This is a genomic window from Bradyrhizobium tropiciagri, from assembly GCF_018130545.1.
Taxonomy (GTDB): Bacteria; Pseudomonadota; Alphaproteobacteria; order Rhizobiales; family Xanthobacteraceae; genus Bradyrhizobium; species Bradyrhizobium tropiciagri_A.
This window is the reverse complement of the sequence record NZ_JAFCKF010000008.1, coordinates 69,059-85,375: the sequence shown is the minus strand read 5'-3', so window position 1 is coordinate 85,375 and position 16,317 is coordinate 69,059. Positions and strand designations below refer to the sequence as shown.

At 64.7% G+C, this 16,317-nt stretch carries 15 protein-coding genes; 5 read left to right on the top strand and 10 right to left on the bottom strand.

What is annotated here, in order from left to right; all coding sequences use genetic code 11:
- Positions 1-37: 37 nt before the first annotated feature.
- The 4 genes from JQ616_RS30400 to JQ616_RS30385 all read left to right on the top strand — a co-directional run bounded on the left by JQ616_RS30400 (position 38) and on the right by JQ616_RS30385 (position 3,966).
- The gene (locus JQ616_RS30400) at positions 38-424 is read left to right on the top strand and encodes a nuclear transport factor 2 family protein (RefSeq protein WP_212021098.1); all 387 of its coding nucleotides are present in this window, start codon (positions 38-40) and stop codon (positions 422-424) included.
- 237 nt (positions 425-661) lie between these two features.
- The gene (locus JQ616_RS30395) at positions 662-2,182 is read left to right on the top strand and encodes a Do family serine endopeptidase (RefSeq protein ID WP_212021096.1); all 1,521 of its coding nucleotides are present in this window, start codon (positions 662-664) and stop codon (positions 2,180-2,182) included.
- Positions 2,183-2,303: 121 nt separating this feature from the next.
- Positions 2,304-3,647, top strand: coding sequence for a S41 family peptidase (locus JQ616_RS30390; RefSeq protein WP_212021094.1), 1,344 nt, complete (start codon positions 2,304-2,306; stop codon positions 3,645-3,647).
- 103 nt (positions 3,648-3,750) lie between these two features.
- Complete coding sequence (locus tag JQ616_RS30385) at positions 3,751-3,966, top strand: hypothetical protein (protein ID WP_212021092.1); 216 nt, start codon at positions 3,751-3,753, stop codon at positions 3,964-3,966.
- Between the two features lie 109 nt (positions 3,967-4,075).
- Here the strand turns inward: JQ616_RS30385 and JQ616_RS30380 are convergent, their stop codons facing one another.
- The 9 genes from JQ616_RS30380 to JQ616_RS30340 all read right to left on the bottom strand — a co-directional run bounded on the left by JQ616_RS30380 (position 4,076) and on the right by JQ616_RS30340 (position 13,141).
- Positions 4,076-4,306, bottom strand: a complete 231-nt coding sequence (locus JQ616_RS30380; protein WP_212021090.1) for a cysteine rich repeat-containing protein — start codon at positions 4,304-4,306, stop codon at positions 4,076-4,078.
- Positions 4,307-4,370: 64 nt separating this feature from the next.
- A complete protein-coding gene (locus tag JQ616_RS30375; protein WP_212021088.1) occupies positions 4,371-5,072 on the bottom strand; it encodes a branched-chain amino acid ABC transporter ATP-binding protein in 702 nt (233 codons plus the stop codon).
- Positions 5,065-5,799: an ABC transporter ATP-binding protein gene (locus tag JQ616_RS30370; RefSeq protein ID WP_212021086.1), complete on the bottom strand. Its 735-nt coding sequence runs from the start codon at positions 5,797-5,799 to the stop codon at positions 5,065-5,067. The genes JQ616_RS30375 and JQ616_RS30370 overlap by 8 nt, the downstream gene beginning before the upstream one ends.
- The gene (locus JQ616_RS30365) at positions 5,786-6,877 is read right to left on the bottom strand and encodes a branched-chain amino acid ABC transporter permease (RefSeq protein WP_249137471.1); all 1,092 of its coding nucleotides are present in this window, start codon (positions 6,875-6,877) and stop codon (positions 5,786-5,788) included. Before JQ616_RS30365 ends, JQ616_RS30370 begins: the two co-directional genes overlap by 14 nt.
- Before the next feature lie 7 nt (positions 6,878-6,884).
- Positions 6,885-8,105: a substrate-binding protein gene (locus JQ616_RS30360; RefSeq protein ID WP_212021084.1), complete on the bottom strand. Its 1,221-nt coding sequence runs from the start codon at positions 8,103-8,105 to the stop codon at positions 6,885-6,887.
- 5 nt (positions 8,106-8,110) lie between these two features.
- Complete coding sequence (locus JQ616_RS30355; RefSeq protein ID WP_212021082.1) at positions 8,111-8,968, bottom strand: branched-chain amino acid ABC transporter permease; 858 nt, start codon at positions 8,966-8,968, stop codon at positions 8,111-8,113.
- A gap of 42 nt (positions 8,969-9,010) precedes the next feature.
- On the bottom strand, positions 9,011-10,525 hold the full coding sequence (locus JQ616_RS30350) for an amidase (RefSeq protein ID WP_212021080.1): 1,515 nt from the start codon (positions 10,523-10,525) through the stop codon (positions 9,011-9,013).
- A gap of 178 nt (positions 10,526-10,703) precedes the next feature.
- A complete protein-coding gene (locus JQ616_RS30345) occupies positions 10,704-11,867 on the bottom strand; it encodes a substrate-binding domain-containing protein (RefSeq protein ID WP_212021660.1) in 1,164 nt (387 codons plus the stop codon).
- Positions 11,868-11,959: 92 nt separating this feature from the next.
- A complete protein-coding gene (locus tag JQ616_RS30340) occupies positions 11,960-13,141 on the bottom strand; it encodes a substrate-binding domain-containing protein (RefSeq protein ID WP_212021078.1) in 1,182 nt (393 codons plus the stop codon).
- 178 nt (positions 13,142-13,319) lie between these two features.
- Here JQ616_RS30340 and JQ616_RS30335 point away from each other — a divergent pair, with 178 nt between their 5' ends.
- On the top strand, positions 13,320-13,763 hold the full coding sequence (locus JQ616_RS30335; RefSeq protein ID WP_038387042.1) for a MarR family winged helix-turn-helix transcriptional regulator: 444 nt from the start codon (positions 13,320-13,322) through the stop codon (positions 13,761-13,763).
- 15 nt (positions 13,764-13,778) lie between these two features.
- On the opposite strand, the gene JQ616_RS30330 is transcribed toward JQ616_RS30335, so the two are convergent.
- The gene (locus JQ616_RS30330) at positions 13,779-16,217 is read right to left on the bottom strand and encodes a hypothetical protein (RefSeq protein ID WP_212021076.1); all 2,439 of its coding nucleotides are present in this window, start codon (positions 16,215-16,217) and stop codon (positions 13,779-13,781) included.
- Between the last annotated feature and the right edge of the window lie 100 nt (positions 16,218-16,317).

Below are 16,317 nucleotides of genomic sequence, written 5' to 3'. Positions count from 1 at the left end.
GTGAGATGCTGCGTGCGGGCAAAGCCGGGAGGTTGCGATGGACGATCACACCGTACGCACGGCGCTGGAGCGCCAATGGGAAGCTTCGGACGCGAGCGATTTCGAGCGCGAGCACGAGATCTACGCCACGGATGCCGTGCTTGACTATCCGCAATCGGGTGAGCGGATCCGGGGTCGGCGCAACATCCAGGAGAGCCGCACGGTTCAGCCGAACAAGAAACGCTTCACGGTCCGGCGCATGATCGGCGGCAGCGATCTCTGGATCACCGAATTCGTGCTGACCTACGACGGCGTTCCTTCCTACACGGTGAGCATCATGGAATTCCGCGACGGACAGGTGGTCCACGAAACGCAGTATTTCGCGGACCGGTTTGAGCCGTCGCCTTCACGCGCTCATCTCGTCGAACGCATCGGCACAACTTAGTTCCGCGCAAGCGCGACCATCAGATCGGAGCGTGGTCGCCTGTGCCGCGACGCTGTCTGCTCGTCTTTGCGGGCCACGCCTGTTGGCGCGGTCCGCAAGTGCATTGGCATGTCCGCCGAGCGTTACCGCGAATTTAGCTACCTATCCCTCGAATTAATGCCTCGGACAGGCGCCCGTAATGCTGCAGCGATAGGTTTTCAGCATCGGTATGGGGCGGCCAATTTCAGGAGAAACATCATGCCAAAGGACAACAACACTCAACAGCGCAGGCCCCTGTCGGCCCGGCGCGTCGCAATGCTCGGCTCCGTTGCGATGATCGGTGCGACCATCGCCCTCGCAGGGCCGCTTGGACATTTCCAGTTTGTCGAGCAAGCGTTCGCCGCGGCTCCGACGTCTCAGACGCAAGGCCCCGCAGGCTTCGCCGACCTGGTCGCGAAGGTCAAGCCGGCCGTCATTTCAGTACGCGTGAAGCTCGACGAAGAAAGCAATGCCAACGCATCCGGTCCGGAATCAGAGAACCTGCCGCCATCCTTGCAAGGTACGCCTTTCGAAAAGTTCTTCCGCCAGTTCGGCGACGGCATGCAGGGCGGCAAGCTGCAGCGCCATCAGGTCATCACCGGCGTCGGTTCCGGCTTCTTCATCTCCGCCGACGGCTATGCCGTGACCAACAATCACGTCGTCGATCACGCCAAGTCCGTGCAGGTCACGACGGATGACGGCACCATCTATACCGCCAAGGTGATCGGCACCGATCCGAAAACGGATCTCGCGCTCATCAAGGTCGATGGCAAGACGGACTTCAGCTTTGCCAATCTCGAAAATCAGGTTCCGCGCGTCGGCGACTGGGTCGTGGCGGTCGGCAATCCCTACGGCCTCGGCGGCACCGTGACGGCCGGCATCATCTCGGCTGAAGGACGCGATATCGGTTCCGGACCCTACGACAACTACATCCAGATCGACGCGCCGATCAACAAAGGCAACTCGGGAGGGCCGACGTTCGACACCAATGGCAACGTCATCGGCGTCAATACCGCGATCTATTCGCCGTCCGGCGGCTCAGTCGGCATCGGCTTCGACGTGCCGGCAACGACCGTGAAGATGATCGTTGCGCAGCTCAAGGAACACGGCACGGTGACGCGCGGCTGGCTCGGCGTACAGGTGCAGCCGGTCACGAGCGGCATCGCCGAAAGCCTCGGCCTGAAGCAGCCCCGGGGTGCACTCGTCGACGAGGCCCAGGCGGACACGCCGGCGGCGCAGGCCGGCATCCGGCCGGGCGACGTCATCACGTCGGTCAACGGCAACGCGATCAAGGACTCGGGCACACTCGCGCGAGAGATTTCAGGGATGGCGCCGGGCAGCTCGGCGAAGCTAGACATCCTTCGCAAGGGTGAGACGAAGACCTTCACGGTGACGCTCGCCAAGATGCCGAACGAGACAAGGAAAGTGGCCCGAGCCGACGAGTCCGAGCAAGGCTCAAAGGGCATTCCTCACCTCGGTCTGTCGGTTGCCCCGGCAGGCGATGTCGGCGGCGCCGGCAACAAGGGTGTCGTGGTCACGGCGATTGAGCCGGATGGTCCGGCCGCCGAGCACGGACTGCAGTCCGGCGACGTCATCCTCGACGTGGCCGGCAAGAGCGTCAGCTCTGCGGCGGACCTGCGCAACGCGCTCTCGGATGCGAAGTCCGAAGGCAAGCATGACGTCCTGATGCACGTGAAGACGTCGGACAACACCCACTTCGTCGCCATGCCGATCGGGTAGGCATGACACTGGCCTGCCGTCGCGTGTTCTCCAGGCGCGACGGCGGGGCTCGATATCAGGTACGCCGCCGCGGCCAGCGCGGCGCGCTTATGCGTTCAACCACTCACCGCACGGGCAAGCAATGAAGATATCCCATTGGCGCACGATCGGAATCGTCTGTGCAGCATCGACCGCCCTCGCCGGCCTGGCACTTGCGTCAGACATCGCCGCCGGCCCCTCCAGGGCCGACCTCGCGCTTCTCGCGGGTGTGATGCAGCTCGTGCAGCAGGATTACGTGCATCCGGTCGACTCGGGCCAGCTCACCGACGCGGCGTTGAAGGGAATGCTGTCGCGTCTCGACCCCCACTCCTCCTACATGACCGAACCGGAATTCCGCGAGTCCCGAGAGGACATGAGCGGAAAGTTCGGCGGCGTCGGCCTCAAGATCATGGAGCACGACGGGTTGCCGACCGTTCTTTCGCCGATCGACGATACGCCGGGTGCCGGTGCCGGCTTGCAGCCGGGCGACGCGATCGTTTCGGTCGACGGTCAAAGCACACGCGGCGTGGACCTGATGGAGGTGATCAGGAAAATTCGCGGACAGCCAGGAACGGTCGTGAGATTGACGCTCCAGCGCGGCGACCAGCCGCGCTTCGAGGTGCCCCTCACCCGGCAAGTCATCGAAGTCCACAGCGTCAAATCCAGGCTCGAGGCCAACGGCATCGGCTATCTGCGGGTCAGCGAATTCGGCGAGCAGACACCGACCGAACTGCAGCAGGCCATCTCGACGCTGAAGCGCGAAGCGGGCGGCAAGTTGGCCGGCCTCGTCCTCGACCTGAGAAACGATCCCGGCGGCCTGCTCTCCGCAGCGGTTGATGTGTCCAGCGATTTCCTCAACGGCGGCACCGTCGTCTCGATCCGCGGACGCAACGGCAACGACGATCAATCGTTCACCGCTCCTGCAACAGGTGCCTTGCTGCCGGACACTCCGATGGTCGTTCTCGTCAATGGCGCCTCCGCATCGGCGTCCGAAATCGTCGCGGGCGCATTGCAGGATCGTCATCGCGCCACCGTGATGGGGACGCAGAGCTTCGGCAAGGGATCCGTCCAGACCATCATCCCGATCAAGGATCATGGTGCCTTGCGACTGACCAGCGCCCTCTACTACACACCCTCGGGCCGCTCGATTCAGGGCGACGGAATCACACCCGACGTCATCGTCAAGGCGGCCAAGGACGAACAAGTTGCGAACGCCCTGGTTTGGCGCGAAGCCCAGCTCCACGGCGCGTTCGCCAATCCCGGGATGCTGCCGAATCCCGGCGCCGCGCCGGACACCAAGAGCGCACCTTCCGAAGCAGCTTCACCACCCATCAAGGAGCAGTTGATCGGGACAGACCGGGACACCCAGCTCAAGGCAGCATTGAACCATCTCGAGCACCTGCCGGCCGGCAATCCGGCCGTCATCCGCACCAGTGTCCCGGGATGATGGTTCTGTGCGGCGCAGGATAGGGCGCACGTGATTCAGGACGGGTTGGATACAAACGACCAAGCAGCGACAACCCGTCCGGTCCAGCCCGGAGAGGTCTACAATGACGGACGAAATGTCCGGCCTGATCCGCAAGTCATGGCGCGCGCTGGCCGGTTGGATGAGCCTGATCGGCGCATCGCTGATCGGGTTCCTGCTCACTGAAGGTGCACCGTATCACCACCTCGCGACGGGCGTTCTACTGAGCTCGTCGACGCTGTTCATCCTCTTGGCTTTGTTTGAGGGTGCGTGGCGATTGCTCGTCGGCAACGAGCGATAAGCTGCCGGCAGACGAGCGATTTCGAAAGCGAGCGCAAATCCACCGCGGGAATGCGGTGCTCAATGGTCGGCGGCACCGATCCAACAGCAAACGCTGCGGCCGGCGACGGCTACATGCCGTGGCTCTCAAAGACCTTCTTGCAGCTTCGGCTCAAACTCTGGCGATTGGTCTGAAGACAGTTCTGCACGGCGCCGTCATTGCCGAGATCCTTGCGGCAGAAACGCTGGGCATCGCGCGAGCACGCGGATTGTTCCGACTTGGTGCCGGCGTGCTGGGCCAGTGCGGCCCCGCTGTTCATCACGGCGACGGCAAAAAGGGCTGCGATCGACAAATAACGCATCGGTGAATTCCTCCCGCGGCCTAACGGCAGGAGGAGCGCTTCGTTCCTGCGGGAACCCGGGATTCTATGGCGCGAGGTACCGCAGCAATTCCGGATCGCTCCGCACCTTCCCCGCCTCGCCCTGCAATGCGACACGGCCCCGATCCAGCACATAGGCGTAGTCGGCGACGCGCAGCGCGAGGTCGAGATGCTGCTCGACGATCACGACCGAGATGCTCTTGGCAAGCTCGATCAGCCGCTCGGTGATCTCCTCGATCACGCCGATCCAGACCCCTTCGGTCGGCTCGTCCAGCAGCAGCAGCTTCGGATTGCCGAGCATGGCGCGGCCGATCGCCAGCATCTTGCGCTCGCCGCCGGACAGCGTGCCGGCCGGCTGGTCGAGGCGCTGGCCGAGTTTCGGGAAGATCTCCAGCACGCGATCGACCGCGCCGGCATCGGAGTTGGACAGCGAGCCGACCGCGAGATTGTCGCGCACCGACAGGCGGGCGAACACCGAATGCTCCTGCGGCACATAGCCGATGCCGGAGCGCACCCGCTCCTCGGTGCGTCGACGGGTGATGTCGCGACCGTCGAAGAACAATTCGCCTTGCGAGCTTGCGAGCTCGCCGACGATGGTTTTCATCAGCGTGGTCTTGCCGGCGCCATTGCGGCCGAGCACGGCGACGCCGCCGCGCCAGGGAATGCCGATGTTGACATCGAACAGGACCTGGCTGCGGCCATAACCGGCATCGAGATGCTTGATATCGAGGAAGGTTTGCTCAGGCACGGCGAAGATAAATCTCCTGGACGCTCTTGTTGGCCTGGATTTCCGCGACCGTCCCCGACGCCAGCACCTTGCCCTGGTCGAGCACGGTGAGGCGGTCGCAGATGTCGCGGATGAAATCGAGATCGTGCTCGACGATGACCAGCGAGCAATGCTGCTTGATCGGCTGCAACAATTCGCCGGTGACGCGGCGTTCCTCGAGGCTCATGCCGCCGGTCGGCTCATCCAGCAGCAGCAGCCGCGGCTTGCCGGCCAGCGCCATCGCGATCTCGAGCCATTGCTGCTGGCCGTGCGACAGCGCGGCCGCGGCATCATGCGCCCGATCGGCGAGACGGAACTGGGTCAGCATCGTCATCACTTGATCGTGCAGCTTCCGGCGGGTGCGCGACAGCACCAGATCGAACAGCGAGCACTGCGCCTGCAGCGCCAGCAGGATGTTGTCATACAGCGTCAGCGTCGGCAGCACCGAGGTGATCTGGAATTTCAGGCTCATGCCGGCGCGGGCGCGCTCGGTCGGCGTGAATGCGGTGATGTCGCTGTTGATGAAGGAGACCTTGCCCGTGGTCGGGACCTCGGCGCCGGCGACGCATTTCATCAGCGTGCTCTTGCCCGAGCCGTTGGGGCCGATCAGGCCGTGAAATTCGTTCTCGCCGACGGTCAGCGCCGCACCGTCGAGCGCGGTGAGCTTGCCGAACACCTTGCTGATCCCAGAGGCCTCAAGGAGCGGCATTGCCGGACTCCTTTTTTGGCGCCTTGCCGAAACTGCCGACGCGCTCGCGTTCACCGAGCACGAAGGAGATCAGCCCGAGCGGGCGGAACATGATCACGAGCAGCAGCAGCACGCCGAGGATGATCGGCCAGATATCGCGGTAATTGTCCGACAGCCAGAACGAGACGCCCTCGATGATCACGGTGCCGATCACGGCGCCGATCAGGGTGCCGGAGCCACCGAACAGAACGTAGAGCACGACCTGGGTCGAGAACACGACGCCCAGCATGTTGGGCCAGACGAAACCTTCGTGGAAAGCATAGAGGCTGCCGGCGAGGCCGGCGATGGTGCCGCCGATCGCGAAGATGATCGCCTTCAGATGCTGCGCTTTGTAGCCGAAGAAGGCGATCCGCTGCTCGTTCTCGCGCAGGCCCGCAAGCGCAAGGCCGAATTGTGAGCGGACCAGGAAGCGGCACAGCAGGTAGACCACCACCAGGATGCCGAGCACCATGTAATAATAAACCGGCCCTTCCTCGAACTCGTAGCTGCCGAGCGTGAGCGGCGGGATCGACGGGATGCCGTTCTGGCCACCGAGATAGTACCAGCCGCGCGCCAGCCGATCCGCGGCATAGGAACCCGTGAGGGTGCCGAGCGAGACGAAGATCACGCTCGAGGGATAGCGCCCGAGCAGCAGGAAGCCGCCGAGCAGCAGCGACGCGGTGAGGCCGATCAAGGCGCCTGCGGGCAGGATCAGCAGGATCGAGGTGACGTTGAGGTCGCGCGCCATCAGCGCCACGCCGTAGCCGGCCGCGCCGAAGAACAGCGCCTGGCCGAAGCTCATGATGCCGGCATAGCCCCACACCAGGTCGAACGACAGCGCAAACAGCGCGAGGATCACCACGCGGGTGGCGAACACCGTCAGATAGTCCTGCAGAACCCATGGCAGGACCAGCGCGATCAAGAGCACCAGTCCTTCCACGATCGGCAGGACCTTCCATCCTGCCGATGCCCGTCCCGCCGGCGCGCTTGCGGCCGGTGTACCTTCACGCGTCACGACATCCTCGCTGATGCGTGCGACGGCCTCTCTTGCTCCACTCATCGATCGCTCAGCATTCCTTGGGATCAACAAGACCGTCGCTACGCGCCACGATCTCATAGTTCCCGCCTTTGGCAACAGCGGTGTACATCTTCATCTTGCAGTGACGTTTGCCCGGAACCATTTCGGCCGGTCCGCCGGGCCCTTCGGCGATCTTGGCATGGTCGAGCGCGGCCGCGACCGACTCACGGTCGACCTTGCCGGCTTCCTTGACCGCGGCCTCCCACAGCTTGAGGCCGCGATAGGTTCCGGTGGCGGCGCTGCCGGCCGCGAACAGGAAGTTGCCGGGGAAATCCTTTTCATACGCCGCTTGGAGCTTGGCATCGAACGGGCTCTCCTTGGTCAGCACCTTGAAATAGTCGAGACAGCTCGCAAGACCCTCGATCTCGTTGGCCTGATTGATGTTGAGGGTGTTCTCGTCATAGTAGACGCAGGCGAGCCGGCCGCCGTTCTTGAGGAAGCCCGCTTCATAAAGCTGCTTGAAGAACGGACCGACGCCGGGCGGGATGACCGTGTTGAAGACCACGTCGACCTTGTTGGAGATGATGCGGTTGACGGTCGATGAGAAGTCGACCTGGTCGAGCGGGTAATACTCCTCGAACACGACCTCGCCGCCATTGTCCTCGATCACCTTGCGGGCATAGACGTTGAGCGTATGCGGCCAGACATAGTTGGCGCTCGGCAGCGCGAACTTCTTGCCGCCGTTCTTGATCAGCCAGGGAATGAAGGTATCACATTGCTGCGCCGGCGTCGGGCCGGTGCAGAACAGATAGGGCGTGCACTCCTTGCCCTCGTAGAGCTGCGGATAGATGTAGAGCGTCTTGCCGCGCGCCACGATCGGATCCTTGATCGCGTTGCGCATCGAGGAGGTGATGCCGCCCAGCACCATGTCGACCTTGTCGCGCTGGATCAGCTTGCGGACATTGCCGACCGCAACCGATTCGTTCGAGGCGGTGTCCTCGATGTAGAGCTCGAGCGGCCGGCCGAGCAGGCCGCCGCCGGCGTTGATCTCCTTGATCACCATCTTGGCGACGTTGGCGTCGGCATTGCCGGCATAAGCGATCGGGCCGGTCAAATCGGTCGCGATGCCGACCTTGATCGGGCCTTCCGCGGCATTGGCCCAGTCGGGCCTCACCACCCAGCTTCCGACCCCGGTCGCGAGCGCCCCGGTCGCGAAGGCGAAATTGCTCATGAAGCGGCGGCGCGTCAGATTCATGCGTTCAATCGACATGGTGATTAGACCCCTTTTCCAGCAATGAGGCCTTGCGGCCGGAATTTGATGAAGGCGATGGCGAGTACGAACACGAGCACGTCGGCGACGACGGGCGACATGACCCATGGCAGCGCCGCGCTGAGCGTGCCGATCACGCCGGCACCGGCGACCGGACCGATGAAGGAGCCGACCCCGCCAACCATCACGGCGACGAAGCCCTGGATCAGGAAGCGGATGCCGAGATCGGCGAACAGGCTGAACACCGGCACGATCAGCGCGCCGGCAAGCCCGGCCAGCGCCGCGCCGAACGCAAAGGTCGCGCCGTAGATCAGAGGCGTCGAGATACCCGAGGCGCGCGCCAGCGCCGGGTTCTCCAGCGTGGCGCGGACCCGCAGTCCGAACGAGGTGCGCGCCAGCAGCAGATAGCAGCCGCCCATCACCAGCAGCGTGATTACGATGATGGTGAAGCGCCAGGCCGAGATGTGGACCGAGCCGAGGTCGATCGAACCGCCGATCGGCTCCGGCACCGTGAGATAGAACCCGCCGATCAGGCCGCGCACGCTTTCGCGGATGATCAGGCCGAGCGCATAGGTGCCGAGCATCGCCACGATCGGCGCGGCGTAGAAGCGCCGGATGATCAGCGCCTCCAGCACGAAGCCGAACGCACCCACCACGAAGGGTGCGGCGACCATGCCGGCCCACACCGGCGCGCCGTGGGCGTAGGCCAGGTAGGTGACGTAGGCTCCGAGCAGGACGAATTCGCCCTGCGCGAAGTTGAAGATACCCATCATACTGGCGATGATGCCGAGCCCGAGCACCACCAGCACGATGATGGCGCCGAAGCTCACGATCTCGAACACCGCGGCGAAGATGCTAGCCATGGTGTCCGATCCGTACCGTATGCGTCTGCGACAAGCGGCGCCTCACATCTTCTTCCAGTCGCCGGCCTGCTCGAAGGCATGCGCGGCGCGATAGATGGTGCTCTCCTCAAACATCCGGCCGACCAGCATCAGCCCGACCGGCAGCCCGTCGACCATGCCGCAGGGCAGCGACATCGCCGGGTGATGGGTGATGTCGAACGGCGCGGTGTTGGAGATCATCTCCAGCGCGCGGGCGACATACTCCTCGCGGCTGGCATTGGCCTCGGGCAACTTCGTCGCCTTCATCGGCGTGGTCGGAAGCAGCAGCAGATCGTAGTCCTTGAAGGCCTTGTCATAGGCCGCGGTCAGCCGGCGCGAGATGTTGAGCGCCTTGCCGTAGAAGCGCGGACCGAAATTGTTGTTGATGTAGGTGCCGAGCATCATGAACAGTTTGGTGGTCTCGGACAGCGAATCCGCCTGCCGGCGCCAGCCGCGATGGAAATCCATCAGCGAGGTGGAGTAGAGGTCGCCGCGGCTGAGGCCGTAGCCGTCGCCGTACATCATGGTCTGGGTCAGGCCTTCGGTGCCGATCGGGGTCCAGATCGCGCCGCCGGCCATGTGCATTGGGATCGACACGGTCTCGACGCTGGCGCCGAGATCCTTGAAGCGCTTGGCTGCCTCGCGCACGCTCTCGTTCACTGCGGCTTCCGCGGTCGGCTGCTCGAAGCCTTCCTTGAGGATGCCGATCTTCATGCCCTTGACGCCTTTGCCGAGCGCCTTGGTGTAGTCCTCGACCTTCGGCGCCTTGATGCGCGGATCATAGCCGTCGTCGCCGGCCAGCACTTCCAGCAGCAGCGCATTGTCTTCCACGCTCGCGGTCATCGGGCCGGTGTGATCGACATAGATCTCGATCGGCATGATGCCGGTGTAGGGCACGAGGCCCCAGGTCGGCTTCATGCCGTAGGTGCCGCAGAACGAGGACGGCATCCGGATCGAGCCGCCCTGGTCGCCGCCGATCGCCATGTCGACCTCGCCGAGCGCCACCACCACGCCCGAGCCCGACGACGAGCCGCCGGCCGAATAGCCCATCTTGTGCGGATTGTGCACCGCGCCGTAGGAGTTGGTGTGACTGCCGCCGGACAGGCAGAAGTGCTCGCAATGCACCTTGCCTTTGATCTCGGCGCCGGCATCCAGCATGCGGGTGACGATGGTGGCGTCGAAGTCGGGGACGTAGCCTTCCAGCGTCGACGAGCCGTTGGTCATCGGCACGCCGGCCAGCATGATGTTGTCCTTCAGCGCCACCGTCTTGCCCTTGAGCTTGCCGGAGGCGGCGCCCTTAACCGTCGACTTGCGGTACCAGGCATTGTGCTTGTTGTCCTCCGGCGCCGGCCGGTAGCCTGGCGTGCGCGGATATTTCACTTCGGGCAGCTCGTCCGGCATCTGGGCGACGAGATTGTATGCGTCGATCGAGCCCTGCATCAGGCCACGGAAGGAGGCCACATCCTCATCGGTGAGGGACAGGCCACACTGCTCGGCGACGGCACGAAGTTGCGTTGGCGTGGGAAGGACGACGGTCACGGCGCTCTCCTGAAGTTTTTGATCTCTGGGATTGATCCCTCGACGCAGGTCAGCGAGCTGCGCGTTGCCCCGCGCGAACCGCTCACCCCGTTGCCGTATTGAAAACGGAAATATTTTCCTTTTCAAGTATTATTTCGCAAAGCTCCCTCTCCCGCTTGCGGGGGAGGTGAAGAAAGTCTCAGATCGCCTTGATCACCCTGAAGTCGAGACCGTCGGCTTCGGCAAGATACATCGGCATCCTGGCATGGCCGTTGCGAACCGTAACCGGACCGCGCGGACCGCGATAGACCAGATTGTCGGTCGCCGCGAGCAGCGGCCGCGTGTCAAGCGTGCCGGCGCGGTTGGCGGCAGCCTCCAGCAGGCAGAAGCCTTCATAGGCGGATTCGCCGCACGATCCGACGGGCGGGGCAAACGTCCCGAACATCGCGCGATAGCGGTCCCTGAATTCGTCGCCGGCGCGCGAGCCGACGCTCGGGAAATAGCCGGACGCGCAGAACAGATTCTCGGTGTTGTCGGCGCCGATGCCGAGCAGCGCGGTTTCGTCGAAACAGGTGGCGAAGCGCAGCGTGGTGGCGGCGAGCCCGGCCTCGGCGAAGGCGCGGTTGAAGGTCACGCCGTCGGTGCCGATCAGCGAGATCAGCACGACATCGGGCTTCGCCGCACGGATTCGCTCCAGCTGCGCCGCGTGATTGTCCTCGCCAACCGGCACGAACTCCTCGCCGACGACCAGGCCGCCGGTCTCCTTGATGTAGCGCTTGACCGCGCGGTGCGACTGCCATGGCCAGACATAGTCGCTGCCGATCAGGTACCAGCGCCCGGCCCGCTTCTCCTCCGCCAGCCAGTGGATCGACGGCCGGCTCTGCCAGCGTGGCGTCTCGCCGATCGCGATGACGCCCGGCGTCCGCTCGCCGCCCTCGTACACTGGCGAGTAGATGTAGGGGATACGGCTGCGGGTGATCAGGTCGCGCAGCGCGACGCGCACCGCGCTGGTGTGCATGCCCATGATGAGATCGACGTCGTCGGACGCGATCGCCTGCTCGGCGCGGTCGCGCACGTCCTCGATCGGCCCGCCGGCGTCATAGACCGAGAACTCGATCTCGCGGCCGAGGATGCCGCCGCGTCGGTTGATGTCCGCCACCGCGAGTTGCGCGGTCGAGGTCGCAGCGGGGCCCCACATCCCCGGCGAGCCCGTGCAGCAGACGAAGCCGGCGACCCGCAGCCGGTTGCGTGCACCGCGCGGACCGAAGCCGCTGCGATCCATCGGCGCAAGCACGCGATCCGACGCCGCCGACGCCAGGTTCCTGAACAGCAGGGATGGCGGGAACGGGAGGCCGCCGGCCATGACGTTGGGCGTCAAATGCACACCTGCTCCTGTCTGGTAACGGCACGCCGCACGGCGAGTGCGGCATCGCCCTCGCGGGCGACGGTGCCACGCTAGATCGTCTTGATCACATTGAAGTCGAGACCGTCGGCCTCGGCAAGATAGATCGGCATTTCGGCGCGGCCGTCCCGAATGGTGACGGTGCCGCGGGCGCCGCTGTAGACCAGGTTGTGCGCTGCGGCGGACAAGGGGCCCGTCGACAGCGACCGGGCCCGGTTGGCCGCCGCCTCGAGGAACCGCATCCCCTCATAATTGGACTGCCCGACCGAGCCGATCGGCGGCGCATGCGCCCCGAACATCGCGCGGTAGCTGGTCCGGAAGTCGTCATTGGCGCGGGAATCGACGCAACCGAAATAGCCGGAGGCGCAGAACAGGTTCTCGGTCGCGTCCGGCCCGATGCCGAGCAGCACAGTCTCGTCCATCGCGCCCGCATAGCGCAGCGTGGTGGCGGCAAGGCCAGCCTCGGCGAACGCGCGGTTGAAGGTGATGCTGTCGGTCCCGATCAGCGTGATCAGCACGACATCGGGCTTGGCGGCGCGAATCCGCGCGAGATGCGGCTCGTGATCGTCCTCGCCGAGCGGGACGAATTCCTCGCCGACCACCTGGCCGCCGGCTTCCTTGATGTATCGCTTCACCGCGCGGTGCGATTGCCAGGGCCAGACATAGTCGCTGCCGATCAGGTACCAGCGCCGCGCCTTCTTGACCTCGGTGAGCCAATGGATCGCCGGCCGGCTTTCGGCGCGCGGCGTCTCGCCGATCGCCATCACGCCGGGTGTCCGCTCGCCGCCCTCATAGACCGGCGTGTAGACATAGGGGATGCGGCCCGCCGTGACCTTGCGCAGCGCAAGGCGGACCGCCGAGATATGCGAGCCCATGATCACGTCGATCTCGTCGAAGGCGATCGCCTGCTCGGCGCGGTGCACGACGTCCTCGATCGGCCCGCCGGCGTCGTACATCGACAATTCGACCTCGCGGCCGCGGATGCCGCCGCGCCGGTTGATCTCGGCGACCGCGAGCATGACGCTGTTGGCCGAGATCGGCCCCCAGATCCCGGGCGCGCCGGAAAAGGTGATGAAATTGCCGATCCGAAGCTTGCTGTCGGTGCCGCCACGGCGCGAGGAGCCCGGCTTGACGGTCAAAGCGACATCGGCCGCGCAGGACGACGGAGTTCGAAACAGGTGCGGCGGCGGGACGGGCAAGCCGCCAAGCGCCTGGAAAGAGACCGTCGAGAGCACGCCAACTCCTGTCTGGGAAGCAGTACGCAACGCAGCCAGCGGGCGGTCGCGGCATCCGCCCTTTGGTTGGGGGAATATCCTAGGGGAAAATATTGAATATTCAACAATTGAAGTGCATATAGAAACGGCATGCGTTGCCGGACATTCATTCACCGGGTCAGGAACCAGGTCTCACGCCGTGGCTAAACCGCCGAAAGAAAATTCCCCGATCACCGAACACCTCACCTACCTGCTCGCGCAAGCCAACCGGGAGATCAACCGGCAGTTGGAGACGCGGCTGGCCAAGGAAGGCGTGCCGGTCGAGCAGTGGCGCATCCTCAAGGTGCTGTCCGACGGCAACGGCCACTCGATGGGCGAGCTTGCCGATGCCGTGCTGCTCAACCATCCGACGCTGACCAAGATGATCGACCGCATGGTGTCGGACGCGCTGGTCTATCGCGTGCAGGACCCGAAGGATCGCCGCAAGGTGCTGATGTTCGTCTCCGACCGCGGCAAGGCGCTGTGCCGTCGGCTGAACTCGCTGGCGGTGAGCCAGGAGGAGCACATCGTCGAGAGCTATGGCGACAAGTCGACCACCGAGCTCAAGCGCCTGTTGGAAAGCCTGATCGGCAGCGCCAATTGAGCCAATTGCGGCCGGCTACGACGCGGCCTCGTCCTGCGCCACCAGACCCGGCTGCCGGACGGCCGGCTTGAGGGCGGGCTCGGCGATCGAATCGCTCAGACGGTTGCCGACGATCATGATCGCGCACACCACATAACAGCCGACGCCGATTGCGAATGTCGTGGTGATGCCGAACTGGATCGACAGCGCCATGCCGAGCACGGAGGCGAGCATCGAGGTGATGCCGTTGGTGCTCCAGAAGAACGGCAACAGCCCTTCATGCCGCCGCCAGATGCCGAGGCCAAGCGGGAACATCATGCCCATGCAGAAAGCCGGTGGCGCCAGCAGGGCGACCGACACCAGGATGCGGATATCCGTCGGCGCCGAGCGCGACCAGGCGGTGACCGACGGCGTCAGCAGGCCTGCAGCCACCAGCGTCGCGACCAGCGCCACGAGGCGGAGGATCAGCACCGTCGACCGCGCAGGCGCCGCGCCCACCGTGGCGCTGCCGATGCCGCCGAACAGCAGGATCGTGAACAGCACGACGCTGAGCCCGTAGACGGGGTGGCCGAGGAACACCATCAGCCGCTGCATCTGCGAAATCTCGATCAGCATGAACCCGATGCCGATCGCGGCGAAATAGGCCACCGGCGGCGCCAGCGTTGCCACCGGCATCCGCCGCGCCAGGCGCATGAAGGGAATGCCGATGTAGCAGATGCAGATGCCGATCTGGAACAGGAGCACCCATTTGATGACGCTGATCGCGGCATTGTTCTGCAGCTCGAAGCCGCTTTTGCTGAACAGATCGGCGAGCCGCACGGTATAGAAGAAGAATGGCTTGTCGTCGGTCGAGGCCGCGATGTCTTGCGGCAATGAATCGAGGAAACGCTGGTCGGCCTTGCCGGATAGAAGGGTCGAGGTGACGGTGTCGTAGCTGATCCCGGGTCCGAGCAGCAGCTTGAATCCCTGCGCGACCAGCCGGTCGCGCGCGCCCTGCCATTGCGCCGCCGTGAACGCCTCGGGACGGATCATCACCGTGACGACGTCGCCGACATTCGCTGCAATCACATGCTGCGACAGCTCGCTCGCCGGCACGCCCTGATGCTGCAGCGCTTCAGTTGCGATCGCAATCAGGCGATAGAACTCGCCGCGATAGACCGTCGGTTGGTACCAGCGCGACACCGAGAGCATGCCGCCGGGCTTCAGCGCGCGGAAGAAATCGTCCCACGCCTCCACCGTGTAGAGCCGGTTCTCGGTCAATGTCAGCCCGCCGGCCGCCGTGGTGGCCCAGGTGTCGATCAGCGAGATCTGGATCAGGTCGTAGCGATCGGGCGAATGGTTGATGTAGCTGCGCGCTTCGGCATTGACCAGCGATACGCCGGGCTGGCGATCGAGATGCCCCGAATAATCCGCGAACTTGTTCGTCAGCACCTCGAAGATCGCGGGATTGATCTCGATGCCGCGAATCCGCTGCGCGCCGAAATAGAGCGCGGAGAGCACGTCGCGGCCGCCGCCGACGCCGACCACGGCCACGTCATCAGGCCGTTGCTGCACCAGATAGGGCGCGTTGATGACGTCGTGCTTGAGGTAGGAGACCTTGGCGAGATCGCCGGAGAAGCGGGTGATCGGCGTTCCTGCGTCGGCATCGATGTCGAGATAGAGCTGCTCGACCTTGGCATCCGGGACGCGCGCGAAGCTCCAGCCGAACGGGATCGAGAGCCCGAGATCGGTCACGCGGATGCGCGAATAGGTATTCCAGCGTTCGAACAGCGTTCCGGTCTGCGGCTCGCCCTTGGCCCAGGTCACGCCGAGATGGCTGCTGCCGGTTGCGGCAAGCGCGGTGTGGACCGCGGCAAGTGCGGCGAGGCCGAGCGCGGTGTTGCGGCTCAGGCGCAAGCTCTCTTGACCCTCGCCGTGACGGACCACGAACCAGCCGGCCGCCGCAGCGCCAGCGCCGATCCATAGCGTCGCGCTGACCGGATCGATCACCAGCAGTACGAAGATGATGCCAAGGCATCCGGTCGCGGCACCGACCAGGTCGGCGGCGTAAAGCCAGCCGCCGACATAGGGCAACCGGGTCAGCAGCAACGTGATGCAGATGCCGCCCTCGGCAAATGGAATGGTGAAGCCCAGCGCCACCACGCCGAGTGCAGCCATGGCGTAGTTGCTGGGCGCGACCATCGGCGCGCACAGGAAGGCGCACATCACGACGACGCCGCTGATCGCGAACCGCGCGGCATGGTGGGCGAACTCCGGCCCCACACGCCCCGGCGCATAGCGCTCGGGATCCTCATAAACCCGCATCGCACCGCGCGTCAGCCCGAACATCGCAAGGGCGATGGCGCCGAAAGCGAAATGGTAATGCACCATCACGCTGAAGAAACGGGTGATCAGGATCTGATAGGCCAGTGTGGCGGACGCCAGCACGAAGATCGCCGGATAGTAACGGCCGGGCATTGTCGTCGCGGTCTGCAAAGCGCGGGCCTCCCCGATCGAGCCTTGACCAAGAGAGGCCTTGATGCGCTTGACGGCTCGTCCAACACGCCCGGCAATATTGGGACACAGAGCACTAACA

Coding starts and splice junctions, on each gene's coding strand:
- JQ616_RS30390 (WP_212021094.1), top strand. CDS start 2,304: ATGAAGATATCCCATTGGCGCACGATCGGAATCGTCTGTGCAGCATCG.
- JQ616_RS30385 (WP_212021092.1), top strand. CDS start 3,751: ATGACGGACGAAATGTCCGGCCTGATCCGCAAGTCATGGCGCGCGCTG.
- JQ616_RS30365 (WP_249137471.1), bottom strand. CDS start 6,877: ATGAGTGGAGCAAGAGAGGCCGTCGCACGCATCAGCGAGGATGTCGTG.
- JQ616_RS30360 (WP_212021084.1), bottom strand. CDS start 8,105: ATGTCGATTGAACGCATGAATCTGACGCGCCGCCGCTTCATGAGCAAT.
- JQ616_RS30345 (WP_212021660.1), bottom strand. CDS start 11,867: ATGGCCGGCGGCCTCCCGTTCCCGCCATCCCTGCTGTTCAGGAACCTG.
- JQ616_RS30370 (WP_212021086.1), bottom strand. CDS start 5,799: ATGCCGCTCCTTGAGGCCTCTGGGATCAGCAAGGTGTTCGGCAAGCTC.
- JQ616_RS30395 (WP_212021096.1), top strand. CDS start 662: ATGCCAAAGGACAACAACACTCAACAGCGCAGGCCCCTGTCGGCCCGG.
- JQ616_RS30380 (WP_212021090.1), bottom strand. CDS start 4,306: ATGCGTTATTTGTCGATCGCAGCCCTTTTTGCCGTCGCCGTGATGAAC.
- JQ616_RS30400 (WP_212021098.1), top strand. CDS start 38: ATGGACGATCACACCGTACGCACGGCGCTGGAGCGCCAATGGGAAGCT.
- JQ616_RS30355 (WP_212021082.1), bottom strand. CDS start 8,968: ATGGCTAGCATCTTCGCCGCGGTGTTCGAGATCGTGAGCTTCGGCGCC.